At 55.2% G+C, this 20,043-nt stretch carries 18 protein-coding genes; 14 read left to right on the forward strand and 4 right to left on the reverse strand.

Annotated elements, in window-relative coordinates; translation table 11 throughout:
• The first annotated feature begins 43 nt into the window (after window positions 1–43).
• On the forward strand, window positions 44–2,965 hold the full coding sequence (locus tag ACEWL3_RS02850; protein WP_386177517.1) for a polysaccharide deacetylase family protein: 2,922 nt from the start codon (window positions 44–46) through the stop codon (window positions 2,963–2,965).
• Entirely contained in the window at window positions 2,962–5,535 is a 2,574-nt protein-coding gene (locus tag ACEWL3_RS02855) for a DUF3131 domain-containing protein (protein ID WP_386177518.1), read from the forward strand. The genes ACEWL3_RS02850 and ACEWL3_RS02855 overlap by 4 nt, the downstream gene beginning before the upstream one ends.
• 29 nt (window positions 5,536–5,564) lie before the next feature.
• On the opposite strand, the gene ACEWL3_RS02860 is transcribed toward ACEWL3_RS02855, so the two are convergent.
• From ACEWL3_RS02860 to ACEWL3_RS02870, 3 genes are all read right to left on the reverse strand, one after another.
• Window positions 5,565–5,765, reverse strand: coding sequence for a hypothetical protein (locus ACEWL3_RS02860; protein ID WP_386177519.1), 201 nt, complete (start codon window positions 5,763–5,765; stop codon window positions 5,565–5,567).
• 2 nt (window positions 5,766–5,767) lie between these two features.
• Window positions 5,768–6,469: a cation:proton antiporter domain-containing protein gene (locus tag ACEWL3_RS02865; protein ID WP_386177520.1), complete on the reverse strand. Its 702-nt coding sequence runs from the start codon at window positions 6,467–6,469 to the stop codon at window positions 5,768–5,770.
• Window positions 6,470–6,950: 481 nt separating this feature from the next.
• The gene (locus tag ACEWL3_RS02870) at window positions 6,951–8,063 is read right to left on the reverse strand and encodes a Do family serine endopeptidase (RefSeq protein WP_386177521.1); all 1,113 of its coding nucleotides are present in this window, start codon (window positions 8,061–8,063) and stop codon (window positions 6,951–6,953) included.
• A 151-nt stretch (window positions 8,064–8,214) separates the two neighbouring features.
• Between ACEWL3_RS02870 and ACEWL3_RS02875 the strand changes: the two genes are divergently transcribed.
• The 6 genes from ACEWL3_RS02875 to ACEWL3_RS02900 all read left to right on the forward strand — a co-directional run bounded on the left by ACEWL3_RS02875 (window position 8,215) and on the right by ACEWL3_RS02900 (window position 13,884).
• Window positions 8,215–8,886: a winged helix-turn-helix domain-containing protein gene (locus ACEWL3_RS02875; protein WP_386177522.1), complete on the forward strand. Its 672-nt coding sequence runs from the start codon at window positions 8,215–8,217 to the stop codon at window positions 8,884–8,886.
• A complete protein-coding gene (locus ACEWL3_RS02880) occupies window positions 8,883–10,226 on the forward strand; it encodes a sensor histidine kinase (protein ID WP_386177523.1) in 1,344 nt (447 codons plus the stop codon). Before ACEWL3_RS02875 ends, ACEWL3_RS02880 begins: the two co-directional genes overlap by 4 nt.
• 82 nt (window positions 10,227–10,308) lie before the next feature.
• Entirely contained in the window at window positions 10,309–11,718 is a 1,410-nt protein-coding gene (locus ACEWL3_RS02885) for a cytochrome ubiquinol oxidase subunit I (RefSeq protein ID WP_386177524.1), read from the forward strand.
• A gap of 1 nt (window position 11,719) precedes the next feature.
• On the forward strand, window positions 11,720–12,727 hold the full coding sequence (gene cydB / locus ACEWL3_RS02890) for a cytochrome d ubiquinol oxidase subunit II (protein WP_386177525.1): 1,008 nt from the start codon (window positions 11,720–11,722) through the stop codon (window positions 12,725–12,727).
• Window positions 12,727–12,837 (forward strand): DUF2474 domain-containing protein, encoded by a 111-nt coding sequence (locus tag ACEWL3_RS02895; protein WP_386177526.1) that lies wholly within the window; start codon window positions 12,727–12,729, stop codon window positions 12,835–12,837. Before cydB ends, ACEWL3_RS02895 begins: the two co-directional genes overlap by 1 nt.
• A gap of 78 nt (window positions 12,838–12,915) precedes the next feature.
• Window positions 12,916–13,884, forward strand: a complete 969-nt coding sequence (locus ACEWL3_RS02900; RefSeq protein WP_386177527.1) for an NADPH:quinone oxidoreductase family protein — start codon at window positions 12,916–12,918, stop codon at window positions 13,882–13,884.
• Here ACEWL3_RS02900 and ACEWL3_RS02905 read toward each other — a convergent pair whose 3' ends face one another.
• Window positions 13,885–14,862 carry a DMT family transporter gene (locus ACEWL3_RS02905; RefSeq protein WP_386177528.1) on the reverse strand — a complete coding sequence of 326 codons (978 nt, stop codon included), beginning with the start codon at window positions 14,860–14,862 and terminating at the stop codon, window positions 13,885–13,887.
• Between the two features lie 105 nt (window positions 14,863–14,967).
• Between ACEWL3_RS02905 and ACEWL3_RS02910 the strand changes: the two genes are divergently transcribed.
• The 6 genes from ACEWL3_RS02910 (at window position 14,968) to ACEWL3_RS02935 (ending at window position 19,992) form a co-directional block, all read left to right on the forward strand.
• Window positions 14,968–15,483 carry an SRPBCC family protein gene (locus ACEWL3_RS02910; protein ID WP_386177529.1) on the forward strand — a complete coding sequence of 172 codons (516 nt, stop codon included), beginning with the start codon at window positions 14,968–14,970 and terminating at the stop codon, window positions 15,481–15,483.
• A 61-nt stretch (window positions 15,484–15,544) separates the two neighbouring features.
• Window positions 15,545–16,474 carry an ABC transporter ATP-binding protein gene (locus ACEWL3_RS02915; RefSeq protein WP_386177530.1) on the forward strand — a complete coding sequence of 310 codons (930 nt, stop codon included), beginning with the start codon at window positions 15,545–15,547 and terminating at the stop codon, window positions 16,472–16,474.
• A complete protein-coding gene (locus ACEWL3_RS02920) occupies window positions 16,471–17,232 on the forward strand; it encodes an ABC transporter permease (protein ID WP_386177531.1) in 762 nt (253 codons plus the stop codon). Before ACEWL3_RS02915 ends, ACEWL3_RS02920 begins: the two co-directional genes overlap by 4 nt.
• A 53-nt stretch (window positions 17,233–17,285) precedes the next feature.
• Complete coding sequence (locus ACEWL3_RS02925) at window positions 17,286–18,083, forward strand: S49 family peptidase (RefSeq protein ID WP_386177532.1); 798 nt, start codon at window positions 17,286–17,288, stop codon at window positions 18,081–18,083.
• Window positions 18,084–18,250: 167 nt separating this feature from the next.
• Window positions 18,251–19,201, forward strand: a complete 951-nt coding sequence (locus ACEWL3_RS02930) for a calcium/sodium antiporter (RefSeq protein WP_386177533.1) — start codon at window positions 18,251–18,253, stop codon at window positions 19,199–19,201.
• Window positions 19,202–19,212: 11 nt separating this feature from the next.
• Window positions 19,213–19,992: an SDR family oxidoreductase gene (locus ACEWL3_RS02935; RefSeq protein ID WP_386177534.1), complete on the forward strand. Its 780-nt coding sequence runs from the start codon at window positions 19,213–19,215 to the stop codon at window positions 19,990–19,992.
• Window positions 19,993–20,043 lie beyond the last annotated feature (51 nt).

Raw genomic sequence — 20,043 nt, forward strand, 5'->3', positions numbered from 1 at the left:
TCCTGAATGGTACGAATTGGGCGGCGGTCCCCAGGGGCTTGCAATGCACGACCCCAACGCTGAGGCGCGGGCGACGTTGCTTGAAGATGCGGCGCGCCATCCCCGTCAGATAGAGGTTTTGCCGGCGATCTCATTCGGGGAAACCGCAGCACGGCTATATCTTACCGCGCCAGGGCAGGCTGAAATCAATGTGTCACTGGCCCGTTTCTTTGATCGATGGAACCCTGACAGCGATGTGGCCGGTGCGTGTCTGGATGTGACCAATTTATCCAAACAAAGCACGGCTGCGTTTGCGTCCCTGCTGAGTCAGGTCGGACGGAGCCTGCGAGAACAGGGACTTCAAACCTGCATCATAATGCCATGGGCGGCCGACCGTCGTTTATTCAGGATAGCAGATCGCTTTGCTGATATCATTGTGGCCAAGGCATTTGCCGAACCCTGGATAGGATCGGCACCACAACCGCTCGCGGCGACCGACTGGTTCGAACGTCATGTCGAAATGTTGCAGAAGACGGTCGTGCCAGAGAAGCTGGTGATTGCGCTTGGCACGTTCACGGTCGATTGGGTATCAGGCACGCCAAAGCCGCAAACCGTTCCATACGCCAAAGCCATGTCCGCCTTGGCGCAGGCCGAGAAAGCGCCGCAGTTTGAACCGACCGTTGGCAATGCGCGTGCCGTCTTTGTAGATGCCAAGGGATTTCAACACCGGCTCTGGATGCTGGATGCGGTAACGATGCATAACCAGCTTTTGCTGTTGAATGACCAAGATGTGGCTTCCATCGGAGTTTGGGGTTTGGGGTACGAAGATCCGGGAATTTGGGCAGTGCTGGATCAAAAACGGAAATCACAACCACTGTCCGCCGACAGCTTGAGTAACGTCGTCTTTTCCAACTACGTTGAACGTTTTGGAAATGGCGCGTTTGTATCGCCGATTTCAATGCCGATCGTTGGCCAACGTGACGTGTCTGTTGATCCACAGAGCAACCAAATAGTGTCGCTCAGCTATCCCAAAATGCCACAGGCCAGTGTCGTTCGCCTTTATGGACAGGGGCAGGCAAACAAGGTTGTGCTGACTTTCGATGATGGACCTGATCCAGCCTTTACGCCCAAGACACTGGACATCCTTAAAAGTACGGACACGCCAGCAACATTTTTTGTGTTGGGCAATAATGTTTTGAAATCTCCGGAATTGGTCGAGCGCATTCTGGCAGAGGGGCATGAATTAGGATCGCATACCTATTCCCATCCTCGCATGGGTGACATTTCCGCCGGGCGGGCAACGATCGAAATCAACTCAGTCCAACAATTGGTTAACGGTCTTACGGGCAAGGAAATGCGTCTGTACCGGGAGCCATACATGGTCAGCGGCGGACCTGTATCTTCCAAGCAGGTCGCATCGTTATTGCCGCTGGAGAAGTTGGGATATGTGATCGCGGGCATGGATATCGTGCCTGATGACTGGGTGCCACAAGCCCCCGAACTTTTGGTTAGAAAAATTGTTGCCGAAGTAGAAGAAAATGCAGGTGGCATTATTCTCTTGCATGATGGTGGCGGTGATCAAACTCACATGGTCAAAGCCTTGCCAATGGTGATCAAGACACTGCGCGACAAAGGATATGTATTTACGTCCATAGCTGATTTTCTTGAGACGTCACCACAAAGCCTGCTGCATGATACCGGCGGCCTGAATTCAACATTTCAAAAGCTCTCTTTTCAGGCAGTTGGCAACAGCTGGTCCGTGCTTGAAATCATTTTTTGGTCAGTTCTGACAATTGGTTTGCTGCGGTCGGTGTTCCTTTTGATCCTGACTGCCGCGCGCCAGCGGCACCTGCCACCTAATGGCCATGCGCCATCTGTCACGATTGTCATTCCCGCGTTCAACGAGGCGGACGTGATTGGTGCATGCATCGAGAATGTTCTGGCGACAGAGTATTCTGATTTTGACGTGATCATTATTGATGATGGGTCAACCGATGGCACCTATGAAGCGGCGATGGCATTTGCGGATCACTCGCTGATCACAGTTCTGAAGCAACCAAACAGGGGCAAGGCCAGTGCGATAAACGCGGCGTTGTTTGAAACGGACAGCGACGTGTTGATCTGCATTGATGCTGATTCACATATTCACCGCCGGGCCGTCGGATATTTGGCCGCGCATTTCAAAGACCCTGCAATCGGTGCCGTTGCAGGACGGGTTGTGGTTGGCAATCGGACCAATATCCTGACGCGCCTTCAGGCGCTTGAGTATATTACAGCTCAGAGCATTGAGCGGCGTGCGAAAGAATATCTTAACGCCATCACAGTCGTGCCCGGTGCAATCGGGGCATGGCGGACCACAGCCTTGATGGAGGCGGGCATATTCTCGACCGAAACACTGACCGAGGATGCTGACATGACCATGGCAATCATCCGAACGGATTACCGCGTCGCCTACGAAGAAAGGGCGATCGCGACGACCGAAACCCCGAGCACCGTCAAAGGTTTGCTGGCGCAGCGTTTACGCTGGTCATTGGGGATGATGCAGGCCGGTTGGAAACATCGTGGCGCAATAATTGAGGGCCGCAAACTTGGCCTGATTTCGCTGCCCGATTTGGCCATCTTTGGGTATCTTATGCCGCTCTTGGCACCTCTGGCTGATATTTTTCTGATTATCCTGATCTACAACTTCTTTAGCGGCTCAGACCAACCGACACAGGGCGTCCCTGCATCAACATCAGGTTCAATGCTGTTGGCTTATCTTGCGTTACCCATGTTTGAAATCTTGACTGTGGCACTCGCCTTTAGAATGGATCCCAGAGAAGATCGTCGTTTGATGTGGTTGATCCCCTTGCAGCGAATATTCTATCGCCAGCTGCTTTATTATTCCGTCATCCGGGCCCTTTGGCGTGCGGCCACTGGTTCATTGGCAAAATGGGGTCGCGCGAACCGACTGGGTTTCGAATTTGATCATTCAAGACTGACATGATTTCACGTCGCACATTCCTGAAGTGGGGCAGCGCCTCACCGATCCTCCTTACTGCATCAGGTGAAGCCATTGGTGCGACATCACTGACACAAAACACTGTTTTGGTTATGGACGGAGTCGGTCCGGACACGGATGCAGAGCGATTGGCAATCGTTCTTAATACGTTTGCCAAGGCTGGCGTGCCGCTGACCTGTTTGATTGAGGTGCCAAAGAACAAGACGGGCCGGCTCCATTCTCAAGGTCTCGTTGCAAGCGCGCTGCGCACGCATCTTCAAACGCTTCCGGGCCTTTTTGAGGTTGTGCCAGTTGCAAAGGATCTGGCCACTCTAAACCCCTACTTTCAGGCACGCGCAGCCCACCAAGCGCGGATTGATTTGGCCACCAGTATTTGGGGCGACGGCGCAGGCATTGCAAATGTCATGCATCTGCGCACCATCGCCTGTGACATGGCAACTGACCCGCTCGCTCCGTCTGGCATACGGGCAGGTGGTTTTCGGAATGTGCTGATGCGCCCGTCTGAAACTCAAGAGGTACGGCCAGAAGCATGGGACGACGGCGTTCTGCGAATGATCGGTGGCCGCCGCGTGACACTTGGCCGAGCAAGGGGCAACGTGGGTACTGCGCAGCCGCGTCGCGTTGAACAAGTTTTGTACCTGTCTGCAAAAGACTTTGCCAATTTGTCGATTGCCAATCTGGAGGCCGCGGCGACGCAGTTCGCGCTTGATGTCCAAACCTCAGATGGTGCGGATTGGTCTACGCCCATTCTCGGCTCAGATTTGCAATTCAGGGATGCTTACGGATACCGGCGCAACATCGGGCTGCACTTTGTGCTAGGTGAAAACGCCAACGCTGAGGACCAGGAAATTCTTGCGGGATTTCGCCAAGAACTGGCAGCGGCTGGTCTTGCGTCTAGCTTTGGCGCGCCGGCAATCGGGCACGCTGCTAAAGACGGGCAAGCAACCTACTGGATTGATGTTCAAGGCCCGACGATATCCGACAGACCTGATCTTCCTCTGCAACTTCTGGAGGTATCCGATCCTGTCGCTCGGCCTACCAAGACCACGCCAGTGCCTGAGACTTACGGACTAGGCGTGGCATTGATAGACTGGAACGATCCAAGCAACACAGGACTTGGCGCACAGGGCGAACTCAGAGTCCCTGCCTTCTTGTTAGATGACCCCGCCAGCATCTCTGATTTGCGCAAAGTTGATTTGGGAACAGGTGATTTTGTAATCGTGGTGTCGAACGCTGCGTTACGCACGCGCGCCCAACGCAATATGATAAAGTCCACACTGCTGAATTTGTCCCAAGATGGAATAACGTCTTCTGTGTCTTTGCCGGATTATGTGCGGGCCATTGTGCCGAAAGGCGCTTACATCTCGCACTTTCGCCGCACTGTTGCCTATGCCGCCGCGGGCCAGCCAAGGCAAAGAACTTTAAGCACGAAAGCGATAGATGCGTATTTGCAGGACGCCAAAACAGCGTGGCGATATTTTGATCAATGGACGAACAGGAAGACCGGTCTGTGCCCCGCCACAATCTCTTCCCCAGAGGGTGAGCCGATCCTGCATGAGGCCGTTACCATGTGGGATGTCGGCAGCCAGATCAACGCATTGATAGCTGCGGTCGATATCGGCCTTATCACGGCTAGGCAATTTCAGGCAGCCATCAAGAAAATCCTGCCAAATATCGCTGGGCGCAGATCACAGGGACGCTTGTTGCCGCAAGGCTGGATTGCGACGGATCGGTTCAAATGGGGCACTAAAAATTTCGATGGCTGCGATGCAGGCCGGTTAATGGCGGCGCTCTACAATTTGGATAGCCATGGTTTGGCCCAGGATAAGTCGGCCCCTATTGTCAAGAAATGGGACCTGCGCGAAATCATCAAAGACGGGGTCATCAATTCGGTTCAGGGCGGAGAACTGGAAAGCACCTTTCGGTCCCATTGTGCGCATTATGCGACCTGGGCGTTTCGTACATGGGGAATTGAGGCGCTTTCCCCTTATGAGGTGTTCGTCGGCAACACTGTGGCTGATGGCAAGATGCGATTGCTTGAGGTGGCCGGCAATATTGGTCCGATGGGTGCCGAGCCATTGTTGCTCGAAGCGATAGAGTTGGGCATGTCGCCTGAGTCTTCATATCTGGCCGACGTTCTCTTTGCGGCCCAGCTTGAGGAATATGATCAGACGGGCCAATTCACCTGCGTGTCAGAGGGGCCGCTTGATCGCCCACCATGGTTTACCTATCAGGGACTGCAATTTGATGCGCCGGGCAGAGTTTGGGCAACGGATACGGTGGCTGGCCTGCCAGCGCATCGGTCGCCCGAATTCAGAGAGAAGAACGCGGTTGTCAGTTCAAAAGGCGCATATTTGTGGGCGGCCTACAAAAATCACGATTATTGCGATGCCTTGGTTGAATATGTCCGCAGCAAAGCACAAACGCCTTATGGCTTTTGCTCAAGCATTTACCGCAACACCGGGCAGGCGACATCCAACTATGCAGATATCAACACCAACGCAATTATTCTGCAGTCCATTGCGCGGATATTGAAAACCGCCGAGGGGCTGTAACGCGTCGATCTACCAGCTTTTTTCAGCGGTCAAACCCGTGTCCGCATCATCTTTGCAAAAGGCGTGGCTGACAGCCCATGCAGCAGAACTGACATCGCAACTGTCATGGAGACACACGCCAGCAATTCGTTTTCGCCCGGCAGATCAAATTCGTCCACGATGATAAAGGTAAACAGGATTGAGGCCAAACCACGCGGACCGAACCAGCCAAGAAATAATTTGTCGCGCACCGTCAACCCCGTCCCTGAAGAGATAGAAATATGGGAGCCATCCGCACAAGTGTCAGGAACAGGATCGCCAACACGAACACTTTGGGCGTTACGTGCAACAGGCCATCCGGCAGCAAGATTGCGCCAAACACCAGAAACGCCGCCATTGTAAGAAGCTGACCGACGTCTTCCATAAATTCTGTGATGAAATGAATGTCGTGGCGATAAGAATTGCCAAAGACCATCCCGGCAACAAATGCGGAAATGAAACCGTTGCCGCCAATCTGCTCTGACATCAGATACGCGCCAAAGGCTGTTGAAAGGAAAACGATCCCGCCCGCGGCCTCGCCCATAAGATCACGGTCTTGGGCGGCTTCCGTCAGGCGCGCTATGGCCCAACCAATGGCGATGCTGGCCAATGACCCGACTATGATCTGCAAACCAGATGAAATGGCCAATGAACCCGTTTCTGCGTGGCCAATTTCAGAGGACACCAGCAATGCACCCAACAGCACGAAAGGCAGTGCCAGACCATCGTTCAGCCCGCTTTCCACATTAATCGTTTCGCTCAATTTCTCGGGCACATCCGGGCTGTTCAGCACCGTCTGACCCAAGGCTGCATCGGTCGGGGTGAGTACCGCAGCGGTCAAGAGTGCCATCGCAAAGCTCGAGGCAGGGTTCAGCCAAAATACGATAAGTGTCCCAAGTCCAACCGTCAGTGGCATGCCAACCACCAACATGCGCTGGCAATACCCAGTTCTTCTGTAGCTGAGAAAACCGCACGTGGCTGGCGTCCGAAAACAATATCAGGATCAGAGTGATCTCTGCCAAAAGGCGCTTTCCTTCAGACAGCACCTCTGGGTTGCCGTGACGTGTAACCGGCTCGGACAACGCCAGACCAACCAGTGTAAAGATTAACGGAAGCGTCAAAATGCTGCGGTCAATCGCTTTGCTCAGAAGGGCGTAGAGGCCAAATGCCGCTAAAATCACAAGTAACAAAAGGCTGGGCGTGGTCATGATCTTCCCTTGCAAATATTTGGGCGTGCAAGGTGACTATGCGGCATCGCTGCTGCCAATGCCAAGAACCGTCCGGAGAAGGAAATCATGCTTGCGATGCCTCTCCAACACCGCAAGCAGATGCCCCGCAGGCGAATTCTGCGGGGCAATCCGGCGTTGGGGACCAGCGCCGAGAATGGTGGCAATTTTTCAGGCCGCCTTGGGTTTGAGCGCGCCGATGATGACGTCCAATGTCTGCTCTGTCCCTTTACGCAGCACGACAATCTTGGCCGTCGCGTCGGGTTTGGTCGTGGCAACCGCCCGTGTCAGATCGCGCAGTTCCGTGATTTCAGCGTCATTAAAAGACAAAATGATATCGCCTTTTTTCAAGCCCGCTGTTGCTGCAGGGCTGTCTTCTGCAACGGCTTCGATCACGGCACCTTTGGGTGTGTCATAGCCCAGAACATTGGCGACTTCTTCGGTCATCGGGCGGATGTTGACGCCCAGCCAGCCGCGCGCAATCAGGCCGTCATCAGCAAGGTCAGCAACGACCATTTGCACCAGGTCAGAAGGTACCGCAAAGCCGATCCCGACAGACCCGCCACCCGGTGAGATAATCGCGGTGTTCACACCAATCACATCACCATTGTTATTAAAGAGCGGTCCGCCTGAATTCCCCCGATTGATTGCGGCGTCTGTCTGAATGAAGTCATCAAAAGGGCCTGCATGAATATCGCGCGACAGGGCCGAGATTATGCCGGACGTCACTGTGCCACCAAGACCAAAGGGGTTGCCAACGGCAACCACTTCATCCCCGACGCGCAACGTCTCGGACGTGCCGAATTTTACGAAAGGCAGGTCAACATCTGCCTCGATCTTCAGGACCGCGATATCGGTCATCGGGTCGCTGCCGACCACGATGGCAACAAAACTGCGCCCATCCGCAAGCTTGACTGTGACCTCTTCAGCGCCCTCAACGACGTGATGATTGGTCACGATCTGCCCGTCATTCGATATGATGAAACCAGAGCCAAGCCCCTGCCGAGGCATGGGCGCGCCGTCCCTACCTGGCAACATTTCTTCAAACTGCTTGCGCAGCGCATCCGGCATGTTCTGTGGCAATGTGACGTTGGCATCTTGGGCCTTTGTCGTGACTTCGATGAACACGACCGCGGGTGATACGGCCTCAACCAGATCGGCATAGCCACCGGGGGGCACGGCGAAAGCGGCGGAAGGTGCCAGTGTGAGCGCAGATGTAGATACAAGTGCCGCGCTCAGCGCCAGTGCTGCGGCATGAGGTGATTTGTTAAGGAATGATTTCATTAAGATGCTCCTCGCATTCTGTTGTTATCCTCCCCACATGGGACCTGCGGCTTACAGCGTTCTTTGATGGGCTATACAAATTTGTAAGATTGCCCCACATCGGGGGCAAGGTGGCTATATAGGGTATGTTGGAATTCAGGACCGAACCCAGATGAAACTGCTTGTGATCGAAGATGATGCGACCACCGGGGCCTATGTCGCGCGCGGACTGCGTGAAGAAGGGCATGTGGTGGATCTGGTCACCGATGGTCGGGCCGGGCTTATTGCGGCCACTGGTGGGGGACACGATGTGCTTGTCGTGGACAGGATGTTGCCCGAAGTGGATGGGCTGACTTTGCTCAAGACATTGCGGGGCGCAGGCAACCGGGTGCCAGTACTATTGCTTACCGCGATGGGCGATGTTGAGGATCGGATTGCTGGCCTCAACGCTGGTGCGGATGACTATCTGCTCAAACCTTTTGCTTTTGGCGAATTATCCGCACGGGTGGCGGCACTTGCGCGCCGACCGCAAGCGTTGGAACAACAAACAACGCTTTGCGCGCGCGACCTTACGATGAACTTGATCACCCGCAAAGTGATACGGGGGGACGTTGAAATAGATCTGTTGCCGCGTGAATTTCAATTGCTGGAACATTTGCTGCGGCGAAAGGGCAGGGTGCAGACCCGTACGATGCTGCTTGAAGCGGTCTGGGACCTCAGTTTTGATCCAATGACGAATGTGGTTGAAACCCACATCAGCCGGTTGCGCGCCAAGGTGGACAAACCGTTCGAGACCGAACTGATACAAACCGTGCGCGGTGCGGGATACAGGATAATTGGATGAACGCGCGGCTGTCCCAGCTTTGGCGGTCAATGCCGTTGCGGCTGGCGGTTCTGATGGTTGGCCTGTTTTCAGTGGTTAGTCTGCTGAGCCTGGCGGCCAGCTATGCTGTTACCCAATCATCGTTCGAACAGGCCATCCGCGCCGATCTCGCACAGGATCTGGCCGGGTTCCGGGCCGCCCCAAATGCACGCGCCGTGGCGCTTTTGGTCAAGGCGGAATCGCGCGAAACTGACCCCAATCGTCTGATCCTGAGCTATGTGTCGCCCAGCGGCCAGATTTACGGCAACGGTGCCATCGCGCGCGATGACCAAGGTTTCCACATCATATCATTGGACGCAGATAGGGCCGAATACGACGGTGCCTATTTGGCCCTTACCGAACCGCTTTTTGGTGGATTGCTGACCATCGCGCGCAGCCGCGCCGAGATTTCAGCTCTTGGCGATGTGTTTGTGAACATATTGCTGATCTCCCTTTTGCCAACAGTACTGATCGCGCTTTCCGGCGGTCTGATCCTCGCGCGGCGATCTAAGCGGCACGTCGAGGTGGTGGGTCGTGCGCTTGACGATATGACCTCCGGCAACCTTGGCGCGCGCGTCGAGATCGGACCGCGCTGGTCCGATGACCTGAGACAAATCGGCGGCAAGCTGAACCAGATGGCAGGCGCGCAGGAGACCTCTGTTGCAGCACTCAAGCAAGTGTCTTTAGACATCGCTCATGACCTGAAAACCCCGATCCAGCGGGTGTCTGTGCACCTCGACGCATTGGCCCATATCACCAGGGACTGCTCGGATCAGGCCGCTTTGGTCGACAAGGCTCAGGAAGAATTGGATGGCATCGCGTCGGTCTTTCAGTCCCTTTTACAGCTTGCCCAAGTCGAAGCAGGATCGCCCAAGGCGCGCTTTGCACCGGTTGATTTGACCGCCTTATGCCGAACGATAGTCGAGGTTTTTGAGCCTGCAGCCGTCGAACATGGGCAAATATTGCAGAGCGATTTGGCTGAGGAGTCCCTGATTGTGACCGGTGATCGGGCGCTCTTGGGGCAAATGCTTTCTAATCTGTTGGAGAACGCAATGCGCCACACGCCGCGCGGCACCACCATTACGGTTGCTCTGGACCGACATAAAGGGCGTCCGCGCCTCCGCGTCACTGATACTGGACCGGGCATTCCAGCGGATGAAAGAGACAAGGCTGTGCGTCGGCTTTACCGTCTGGATCGCAGCAGGCACACACCGGGCAATGGACTGGGGCTAAGCTTGGTCGATGCCGTGGCAAAGCTTCACGGCGCAGAATTCGAACTGGGCGAAAATTCGCCGGGGCTAAGCGCGATTATTCTCTTCTAGGCCTAAGTGCGGCGTTATGCGCCTGTGCGCCCGGCGATGACGCATCATATTGTACGCCAAATTCAGGTGCGAGGAATTCAATATGTTTGACGGTTTCACCGCTGAGACATTGGCCCGGATGCAATTTGCATTCACAATATCGTTTCACATTATCTTCCCGGCATTTTCGATCGGGCTTGCCAGCTTTCTGGCTGTCTTGAATGCACGGTGGCTATGGACCGGTGATGATACGTTCCGCGTGTTATTCGATTACTGGAAGAAGATTTTTGCGGTGGCTTTTGGCATGGGTGTCGTGTCGGGCATTGTCATGTCCTATCAATTTGGCACCAACTGGTCCGTATTTTCGGACAAGGCGGGGCCAGTTTTGGGGCCATTGATGGCCTATGAGGTTTTGTCCGCGTTTTTCCTTGAGGCCGGGTTTCTTGGCATCATGCTTTTTGGTCGCAAGCGCGTGGGCAACGGCTTGCATATGTTTGCCACAGGCATGGTTGCATTTGGGACGCTGGTGTCGGCCACCTGGATATTGTCGGTAAATTCTTGGATGCAGACCCCTGCCGGATTCGGGATGAATGACGTAGGCCAGTTTATCCCTCTTGATTGGTGGCAGATTGTGTTCAACCCGTCGTTTCCCTACCGGTTGGTGCATATGGTGTTGGCGGCATTTTTGACCACCGCTTTGGTGGTGGGGGCAGTGGGTGCGCTGCATCTGCTGCGCGACCGGTCTGACAACCCCAGCCGCCGGATGTTTTCGATGGCAATGTGGATGCTTGTACTGGTCACGCCATTGCAAATTCTCGCTGGCGATTTGCACGGGTTGAATACATTGGAACATCAACCCGCCAAGGTGATGGCGATGGAAGGCCACTATGACAGCCACGAAAATGGTGCGCCGCTGATCTTGTTTGGCATCCCGAATCCGGCAGAAAAACGGATCGATTATTCAATTGAAATACCCAAGCTGTCCTCGCTGATCCTCAAGCATGATCTGAACGCACCGTTGGCCGGATTGGACACAATCCCAGACGAGGACGAGCCGCCTGTCGCAATTGTCTTTTTCTCATTTCGCGTGATGATAGGCCTTGGATTTGCAATGTTGGGCCTTGGCCTGTGGGGGCTCTGGGCGCGTCTGCGCGAACGTCTCTTTGATGCGCCATTGCTGCACCGTGCGGCGATCGCGATGGGGCCGACCGGGTTTATCGCGGTGCTCGCGGGCTGGATCACCACCGAGGTGGGGCGGCAACCGTATACGGTTTATGGCCTGCTGCGCACCTCTGACAGTCTGGCACCAGTGGCGGCCCCGGCGGTGGCGGCGTCCCTTGTTGCGTTCATTGTCGTCTATTTCTTTGTCTTCGGGGCAGGGACTTTCTACATCCTGCGGATGATGGGCCAGCCGGTCAAAGTGGTCAGCGCGCAGCCGTTGCGAGATGACGCGCCCACACGCACAGCAGGCACCACCCCTGTGGCGCAGAGCCAGGCAAAAGGAGACAACTGATATGTTTGGATTGGAACTATCGTTCATCTGGGCAGGGATCATCGCGCTTGCCGTGCTGATCTATGTCATTCTGGATGGCTTCGACCTTGGCGTAGGCTTGCTGTTTCCGCTGACCAAGGATGAAGGCGAACGCAATGTGATGATGAATTCCGTGGCCCCGATCTGGGATGGCAATGAAACGTGGCTGGTGCTGGGTGGTGGCGGGCTTTTTGCCGTGTTCCCCTTGGCCTATGCCGTCATCATGCCCGCGCTTTATATCCCGATCACGCTGATGTTGCTTGGGCTTGTGTTTCGCGGTGTGGCGTTTGAATACCGTTGGCGCACCAAGCGTTTCAAGCCGTTTTGGGACATGGCATTTTTTGGCGGATCGCTAACGGCAGCATTGTGTCAGGGCATTGCGCTGGGTGCGCTGGTACAAGGGATCGAGATTGAAGGCCGCGCTTATGCCGGGGGCTGGTGGGATTGGTTGAGCCCGTTTTCCGTGCTGACCGGGGTGGCCGTCACCGTTGGGTATGCGCTGCTTGGCGCGACCTGGCTGAACATGAAACTGGTGGGGCGCATTCAAGAACACATGCGCGGGCTTGTCTGGCCTCTGGCGATTGCGACGCTGGTGTTTATGGCGCTGGTCAGCCTTTGGACGCCCTTCCAGAATGAAGAGTTTTTTGGCCGCTGGTTCGCTTGGCCGACCGCGGCGTTTAGCGTTTTGGTACCTGTCTTGGTTGGCTTGGCGGTGGTCGGGTTATTTCAGGGGATCAGCACCGGCCGTGAGATACGTCCATTTCTATGTGCTCTTTCGCTTTTCGTTCTCGGATTTGTCGGGATCGGGATCAGCTTTTATCCCCATATCGTCCCCCCGAGCCTCACCATTGCTGAGGCCGCAGCGCCAGACAGTTCACTGGCCTTTACGCTGGTTGGCACCCTGGTTCTGCTGCCAATGATTTTGGGTTACACCGCCTATGCCTATTGGGTATTTCGCGGCAAGGTTGACCCCGATGAGGGCTATCATTGATGCCGCCCTGGGTCAGGCGCATTGGCTGGTTTGTGGTGATCTGGGTGGCATCGGTGCTGGCGCTGGCAGTTGTCGCCTACGGCATCAGGATGGTAATTTTCGCAGGCTAGGTGACGTCACGATCATCCCCTTGCCAATGTCCCACCCACTGGCCACTCTGCACCAAATTCAAATGAGGGAGCCGCCTGATGCGTGCCATGCAAGTCACCGCCTACGATCAGCCATTGTCGATGCAGGAATTGCAGATGCCTGTACCTGAAAAAGGCCAGGTGTTGGTTCAGATTGACACTTGCGGATTGAACTTTGGCGACCTGCTGATCATCAAAGGGACGTATCAGGAAAAGCCACCCTTGCCGTTCACCCTTGGGATGGAACTTGCGGGAACAATCACTGCGCTTGGCGACGGTGCGGATCATTTCAAAGTGGGCCAACGTGTAGCGGCCTACACCGGATTCAACGGGCTGACAGAATATGCTGCAATCCCTGCAGATGTTTGCGTCCCTATCCCGGATGAGATGAACGCAGTTGATGCCGCTGCATTCCTGATTGCCTATGGCACCAGCCATGTCGGGCTGGCCTATAAGGCGCGCTTGCAACCGGGTGAACGGTTGTTGGTTTTGGGTGCCTCTGGTGGGATTGGATTAACCGCTGTTGAGTTGGGCAAGTTGATGGGTGCCGAAGTGATCGCCTGCGCGCGCGGTGCGGACAAGCTTGAGGTCTGCAAAGCGGCCGGGGCCGACCATCTGATCAATTCAGAGACGGACGACATCCGCGAAATGGTCAAGGCGCTGGGAGGGGCAGATGTGGTTTATGACCCTGTCGGTGGCGATCAGTTCAAAGCGGCGATGCGGGCCTGTAACCCCGAGGCGCGGTTGATCCCGCTTGGTTTTGCCTCTGGTGACGTGCCGCAAATCCCGGCAAACATCTTGCTGGTCAAGAACCTGACAGTGCTTGGATTCTACTGGGGTGCATATGCCCGGATCAAACCTTCGGTGTTGACTGACAGTTTCAAAGAACTGACCCAGTGGTATATTCAGGGCAAGCTGAAACCGCACGTCAGTCATGTTTTGCCATTGGATCAGGCCAACGAGGCGCTGGAGCTGCTGCGCACGCGCAAGGCGACCGGAAAGGTGGTCGTGCAGGTGGCATCGAAATAGCTATCGTCGCCCGCCTTGGGCCCGGGTGATGGTGCGGGCTTTTTGCCGTTCGCGCAGGAAAACAAAAAGGCCCGACCCAAGGATAAGTGCGATGCCCACCCACACTTCCCAAGATGGCAAGTCGCGAAATATCACAAAGCCCCAAAAGACAGCCAAAGGCAGCCCGACATATTCAAACGGGGCCACGGTGGCCGCATCCGCCATGCGATAGGCCTGGCTTAGACAATACCCGATGATGGCGGCGTTCAGCCCAAGTCCCCAGAAAACCCATCCATCGCCCGGTGCGGGCCAGACCCAAGGGCGCAGCAGGAATTGCATTGATGCCATGGACGTTTCGTCAACAAACCGACCATCACCCGCAATCAGATAAAATGCGACCGAGACGACAATGAACACCGCCTGAATATAGAGCGACAGCACCGATGCTTTGGCAGTGACGCCGAGTTTGCGGGTCATCAACTGGTTGAGCGCATAAGTGATTGCGGCCAAGACCGGCAACAACAGCACCAACCGCGAGGCGTGCAGGGCTTCATCGCCTGCCCAGGGGCGCTGCATGATGACCACACCGACAAAACCGACAGCCACCGCGCTCAGACGCATGACGCCGACTTTTTCACCCAGGATCGGGATGGACAGCAGCGTGATAAAGAGAGGTGCCGCAAAGAACAGCGCGGTCGCTTCGGCCAGTGGCAGTGCTGCAAGCGCAAGGAAAAACGCCATGTTGGCGATCACAACCAGAACCCCACGCAGAACATGCAAACCGGGATGTTTTGTCCTCAGCAGATGCCAGCCACCTTCGAGCTTGACCAAACCGAGGCTGATGATGATCCCGATTGCAGAGCGTGCAAACACGATCTGATGCAACGGATACCCGCCCGACAGCTGTTTAATCAGCATGTCATTGATGGAAATCGCACCGACTCCAATAAGGACAAACAAGATCGCCAGTCCGGCGCGGTTCTGCGGGGCGGTGTTCATGGTCCAGACCTATCAACCTTGGCTGCATAGTCCAGCGCCTTTGGTGTTGGCGCAGACTTTGATTCTCGGCTAGGTTCAAAACCGAAAGCCAGAGGAGCCACCCCGATGCAGATGTCAGACACCCGCCAGATCGCAGTTCCGCCATCCGCCGTCTATGCCGCATTGCTGGATCCGGACATGTTGCAAAAATGTGTGCCGGGCGCACAGGATGTGACGGGGTCCGTCGCAGACGGCTACGAGGCAACTGTCGTGCAAAAGGTTGGGCCGGTTAAGGCCACGTTCAAAGGTCAGGTCACGCTGAGTGATCTGGTGCCGGATCAATCTTTGACCATCACAGGCGAGGGCAAAGGTGGGGCTGCTGGGTTTGCAAAAGGCGGTGCCGAGGTCCGGTTGTTGGCCAAGGATGGTGGAACTGAGCTAAGTTATGACGTAGAGGCCAAGGTGGGCGGTAAGCTGGCACAACTTGGCAGTCGAATCATTGACGGCTTTGCCAAAAAGATGGCCGATCAGTTCTTTAACAACCTTCAGGAATCGCTTGAAGGCCCGACTGAAGACACAGCCGAAAACGACCCCAGTGAGGCCCCCGCCAAAAAAGGTTGGTTCGGCAGGTCCAAAGACTGAACCGCTCTGTTCACTTGTGATTTTCCGGTTTAGGTTGCCGCGACATTTAGCGGAGAGCCCCATGCCAACTATCGTGGACATCAAGAACCTGCGTAAATCCTATGACGGTGGCTTTGAGGCGCTCAAAGGCGTTAATCTGGAAATACAGGAAGGTGAGATTCTGGCACTGCTCGGCCCGAACGGCGCGGGCAAGACCACATTGATTTCCACCATATGCGGGATCACAACGCCGACGGACGGCACCGTTTCTGTTGGTGGTCATGACATCATCACCGGGTACCGCGCCGCACGTTCGATGATCGGGCTGGTGCCGCAGGAGATCAACCTGGAACCTTTTGAAAAGGTGATCAACACGGTCCGTTTTTCGCGCGGGTTATTTGGCAAACCAAAAGATGAAGCCGCGCTTGAAAGAATTCTGCGCCAATTGTCATTGTGGGACAAGAAAGACAGCCAGATCAGGGCCCTGTCTGGCGGGATGAAACGGCGGGTTTTGATTGCCAAGGCGCTGGCGCATGACCCGCGGGTGTTGTTTCTGGATGAACCCACCGCTGGAGTTGACGTTGAGCTGCGCAAAGACATGTGGGAAATTGTGGCGGACCTGAAGGCTGATGGCGTGACCATCATTCTGACCACGCATTACATCGAAGAAGCGGAGGCAATTGCCGATCGTGTCGGTGTGATTGCACATGGCGCGCTGTTGCTGGTTGAAGACAAAGCCAAACTGATGGCGCGAATGGGCAAAAAGCAACTGGAAGTACAATTGAGCAAACCAATTATGGCGCTGCCAAAGGCGCTGCAATCGGACGCACTGACGCTTTCTGAGGACGGCACCACACTGATCTATACCTATGACACGAAGGCGGAACGGACAGGCATCACCAAGCTGTTGGCCGACGTTTCAAAGGCTGGTCTGGTGCTAACGGATGTGATGACCCGGCAAAGCAGCCTCGAAGATATCTTTGTCGATTTGGTTCAGGAGGATGCGGCATGAACTGGACGGCGATCAGTTCAATTTACGCCTTTGAAATGGCACGGTTTTTCCGCACAATCGCGCAAAGCATCATCTCGCCCGTGTTGTCCACATCGCTCTATTTTGTGGTCTTTGGTGCGGCCATTGGCAGCCGCATCCAAGAGGTTGAGGGTGTCAGCTATGGCGCTTTCATCGTACCGGGTCTGATCATGCTCAGCGTGATCACCCAGGCGATATCAAACGCGTCTTTTGGCATTTATTTTCCGAAATTCATCGGTACGATTTTTGAATTGCTCTCTGCACCGATCAACTTTTTCGAGATCGTGATCGGCTATGTCGGGGCGGCGGCGACAAAGGCGTTGTTCATTGGGGTCATCATCCTGATCACTGCGTTTTTCTTTGTGGAGATCTCAATTGCACATCCCTTTGCGATGGTCGCGTTTCTGGTTCTCACCTGTATCAGCTTTGCTTTGATGGGATTTATTATCGGCATTTGGGCCGGCAGCTTCGAACAGCTACAGTTGGTGCCGCTTTTGATCGTCACACCGCTCGTCTTTCTTGGTGGGTCGTTTTATTCCATTTCGATGTTGCCGCCTGTTTGGCAGGTCATTTCGCATTTTAACCCGGTGGTGTATCTGATTTCAGGATTCCGCTGGGCTTTCTTTGGGTCGGCTGATGTGCCAATTTTGACGAGTTTGCTGGCGATTGGCCTGTTTACCGGGCTGTGCATGGCGGTGATCTGGTGGATTTTCCACACCGGTTGGCGGATACGGCAATAAACCTTTGGGAACTTGGCTTGTTTGACTGTGTCTAGCGCTCTACATGGGTTGGTATGAAACGCTGGATCCCTTTCCTGAAATCTGAACCCACTGTTGCCGTGGTCCGCCTCTCGGGCGTGATCGGGCCTCAAAGTCGGTCAGCATTGAATGACGCCACTCTTGCACCGGTGCTTGAGAAAGCATTTGGAAAGGGAAAACCTGTTGCTGTGGCGCTTGAGATAAACTCGCCCGGCGGCAGCCCTGTGCAATCGTCCTTGATTGGGGCACAGATCAGGCGGCTGGCGGCCGAAAAGAACATCCCAGTGATCGCTTTTGTCGAAGATGTAGCCGCATCTGGCGGTTATTGGTTGGCGGCAGCAGCAGACGAGATCTATGCAGACCCAAGCTCAGTTGTCGGATCGATCGGTGTGATTTCGGCATCGTTTGGCGCGCATGAGTTCATCAAGGACCATGGGGTTGAGCGGCGGGTTCATACTGCCGGAAAATCGAAATCCATGCTCGACCCGTTCCGCCCTGAACAGCCTGAAGATGTGGCACGCCTTAAAGCGTTGCTCGAAGACATCCATGAAAACTTCATCGGCCACGTCAAAGCCCGCCGTGATGGCAAGCTTACCGATGCGCAGGACTTGTTCACGGGTGAAATTTGGCTGGCCAAACGCGCGACCGAGCTGGGCTTGATTGATGGCATCGGACATCTGCAGCCTTTGCTGAAAGAACGCTTTGGCGAGAAGGTGAAATTGCGGCGCTATGGCGCAAAGAAAGGCCTGTTGTCGCGGTTCGGCGTGCAACTGGTCCATGACGCGGTGCACGGCATCGAGGAACGCGCAGCCTTTGCGCGCTTTGGCCTTTAATTCATGGTCATCAAGGTAGTCCTTCTGTTCATGGTGTTTATGGGCGTCTTGGCGTGGTTTGGAAAAATGCACTGGCTAGGTTCCAAGCGTTTGAGCCAGACAAAGTGCAAGGCCTGTGGCCGGTACCGGATTGGCAAAGGTCCCTGCGGTTGCGGAGGATCAGATTGATGCTGATGCCTTGGCTGCTTTCCGGGTTGGGTCTGTTAATCTTGCTGCTTGCCGGTGATGCGCTGGTCAAAGGTGCGGTGAACTTGTCCTTGCGATTGGGGGTGCCTGCGCTGATCGTCAGCCTGACGATTGTGGCGTTTGGAACATCTGCGCCGGAACTGCTGATTTCAATCAAGGCAATTCTTGATGACGCGCCGGGTATCGCATTGGGCAATGTAGTGGGGTCAAACACTGCGAACATTCTGCTTGTGCTGGGTATTCCCGCGCTGCTGGCCACCATGCACACGTCTGAATGTAACACGCGAAAGACTTATAATTTCATGATCGGTGCCAGCGTTGTCTTCATTGCGCTGGCGTTTCGCGGTGTATTCGATTGGATTGCTGCATTGGTTCTTTTGGGTGCGCTTGCCTTTGTGCTTGCCGATCAATTTCGGGAGGCCAAAAACCATCGAGATGCGTGCAAGGGCGACGCCGAAGAAGAGCTTGAAGGCGTTGACCCCGATATGCCCGGATGGCGCATTGCGGTTTTTATGATTTTGGGCCTGATTGGCCTGCCGCTTGGGGCGGGGCTGCTGGTTGAAAACGCCACGATTATCGCACAGGCCTATGGGGTCAGTGACACAGTGATCGGTTTGACGCTGGTTGCGATCGGGACATCTTTGCCGGAACTTGCAACCACCGTTATGGCGGCATTGCGCAGGCAAGCAGACGTGGCGCTGGGCAATGTCATCGGGTCGAACATGTTCAACCTGCTGGCGATCATCGGCATCGCAAGCCTTGTCGGCCCGATCAGTGTCGATCCCGAATTCCTACGATTTGATCTCTGGGTCATGCTGGCGGCATCTTTGCTTTTGATTCCGTTCGTCTACCTGAACAAAGACATCACCCGCATCTGGGGCATTGCGTTGAGTGCGCTATATGCAGTCTATCTGATTGTTGTTCTAATCTGAGGAGGTCACGCATGGGCCGTGCACTAATTACCGGGGCCGGGCAGCGCCTTGGCCGAGCGATGGCGTTGTATTTGGGCAAACGCGGATACGATGTCGCGGTGCATTATGCCAGTTCAGGCGAAGGGGCCGATGCCGTCGTGACCGAACTCAAAGCGATGGGTCGCAAGGCTGTTTCCTTGCAAGCCGATCTGTTGGATGAGGAGGCAAGCCAGACATTGGTGCCAAGGGCAGCGGAGGCACTGGGCGGACCGATCACTTGTCTTGTGAACAACGCGTCGATTTTTGAATACGACACAATTTCAACTGCGACGCTGACCAGTTGGGACAGGCACATGGGGAGCAACTTGCGTGCGCCCTTTGTTCTGACCCAGGCGATGGCCGCGCAGGGATTGGCAGCAAAATCCGACGAAGCAGGTGAACCGCGTGGTGTGGGCTTGATCGTGAATATGGTTGACCAGCGCGTGCGCAAACTCACGCCAGAGTTCATGACCTATACGCTCGCGAAAATGGGACTTTGGGCGTTGACTCAAACCACAGCGCGCGCACTGGCCCCTGCGATCCGCGTTAACGCTATAGGGCCGGGCCCAACGATGAAGGGGCAACGCCAATCTGACAGTCATTTTGACACGCAAAGGCGCAATACGGTGCTGGGCCGAGGGTCCAATCCAGACGACATTTCGGCCGCGCTGGGGTATTTTCTGGATGCGCCTGCCGTGACAGGTCAACTGCTTTGCGTGGATGGCGGACAGCATCTTGGATGGCAAACGCCAGACGTGGTAGGGGTCGAATAACGAAGTGTGGCGGCGAAAGTTCTGCACGTCTCTCATCTTCGTTACCAAACT

Origin of the sequence: Sulfitobacter sediminivivens, assembly GCF_042611115.2 — a bacterium.
Classification (GTDB): Bacteria; Pseudomonadota; Alphaproteobacteria; order Rhodobacterales; family Rhodobacteraceae; genus Sulfitobacter; species Sulfitobacter sediminivivens.

Excerpts from the sequence above, each read along its gene's own strand:
- ACEWL3_RS02855 (WP_386177518.1), top strand. The coding sequence starts at position 2,962 with ATGATTTCACGTCGCACATTCCTGAAGTGGGGCAGCGCCTCACCGATC.
- ACEWL3_RS02925 (WP_386177532.1), top strand. The coding sequence starts at position 17,286 with ATGAAACGCTGGATCCCTTTCCTGAAATCTGAACCCACTGTTGCCGTG.
- ACEWL3_RS02900 (WP_386177527.1), top strand. The coding sequence starts at position 12,916 with ATGCGTGCCATGCAAGTCACCGCCTACGATCAGCCATTGTCGATGCAG.
- ACEWL3_RS02930 (WP_386177533.1), top strand. The coding sequence starts at position 18,251 with ATGCTGATGCCTTGGCTGCTTTCCGGGTTGGGTCTGTTAATCTTGCTG.
- ACEWL3_RS02885 (WP_386177524.1), top strand. The coding sequence starts at position 10,309 with ATGTTTGACGGTTTCACCGCTGAGACATTGGCCCGGATGCAATTTGCA.
- ACEWL3_RS02875 (WP_386177522.1), top strand. The coding sequence starts at position 8,215 with ATGAAACTGCTTGTGATCGAAGATGATGCGACCACCGGGGCCTATGTC.
- ACEWL3_RS02910 (WP_386177529.1), top strand. The coding sequence starts at position 14,968 with ATGCAGATGTCAGACACCCGCCAGATCGCAGTTCCGCCATCCGCCGTC.
- ACEWL3_RS02905 (WP_386177528.1), bottom strand. The coding sequence starts at position 14,862 with ATGAACACCGCCCCGCAGAACCGCGCCGGACTGGCGATCTTGTTTGTC.
- ACEWL3_RS02850 (WP_386177517.1), top strand. The coding sequence starts at position 44 with ATGCACGACCCCAACGCTGAGGCGCGGGCGACGTTGCTTGAAGATGCG.
- ACEWL3_RS02920 (WP_386177531.1), top strand. The coding sequence starts at position 16,471 with ATGAACTGGACGGCGATCAGTTCAATTTACGCCTTTGAAATGGCACGG.
- cydB (WP_386177525.1), top strand. The coding sequence starts at position 11,720 with ATGTTTGGATTGGAACTATCGTTCATCTGGGCAGGGATCATCGCGCTT.
- ACEWL3_RS02895 (WP_386177526.1), top strand. The coding sequence starts at position 12,727 with ATGCCGCCCTGGGTCAGGCGCATTGGCTGGTTTGTGGTGATCTGGGTG.
- ACEWL3_RS02865 (WP_386177520.1), bottom strand. The coding sequence starts at position 6,469 with ATGCCACTGACGGTTGGACTTGGGACACTTATCGTATTTTGGCTGAAC.
- ACEWL3_RS02880 (WP_386177523.1), top strand. The coding sequence starts at position 8,883 with ATGAACGCGCGGCTGTCCCAGCTTTGGCGGTCAATGCCGTTGCGGCTG.
- ACEWL3_RS02915 (WP_386177530.1), top strand. The coding sequence starts at position 15,545 with ATGCCAACTATCGTGGACATCAAGAACCTGCGTAAATCCTATGACGGT.
- ACEWL3_RS02935 (WP_386177534.1), top strand. The coding sequence starts at position 19,213 with ATGGGCCGTGCACTAATTACCGGGGCCGGGCAGCGCCTTGGCCGAGCG.
- ACEWL3_RS02870 (WP_386177521.1), bottom strand. The coding sequence starts at position 8,063 with ATGAAATCATTCCTTAACAAATCACCTCATGCCGCAGCACTGGCGCTG.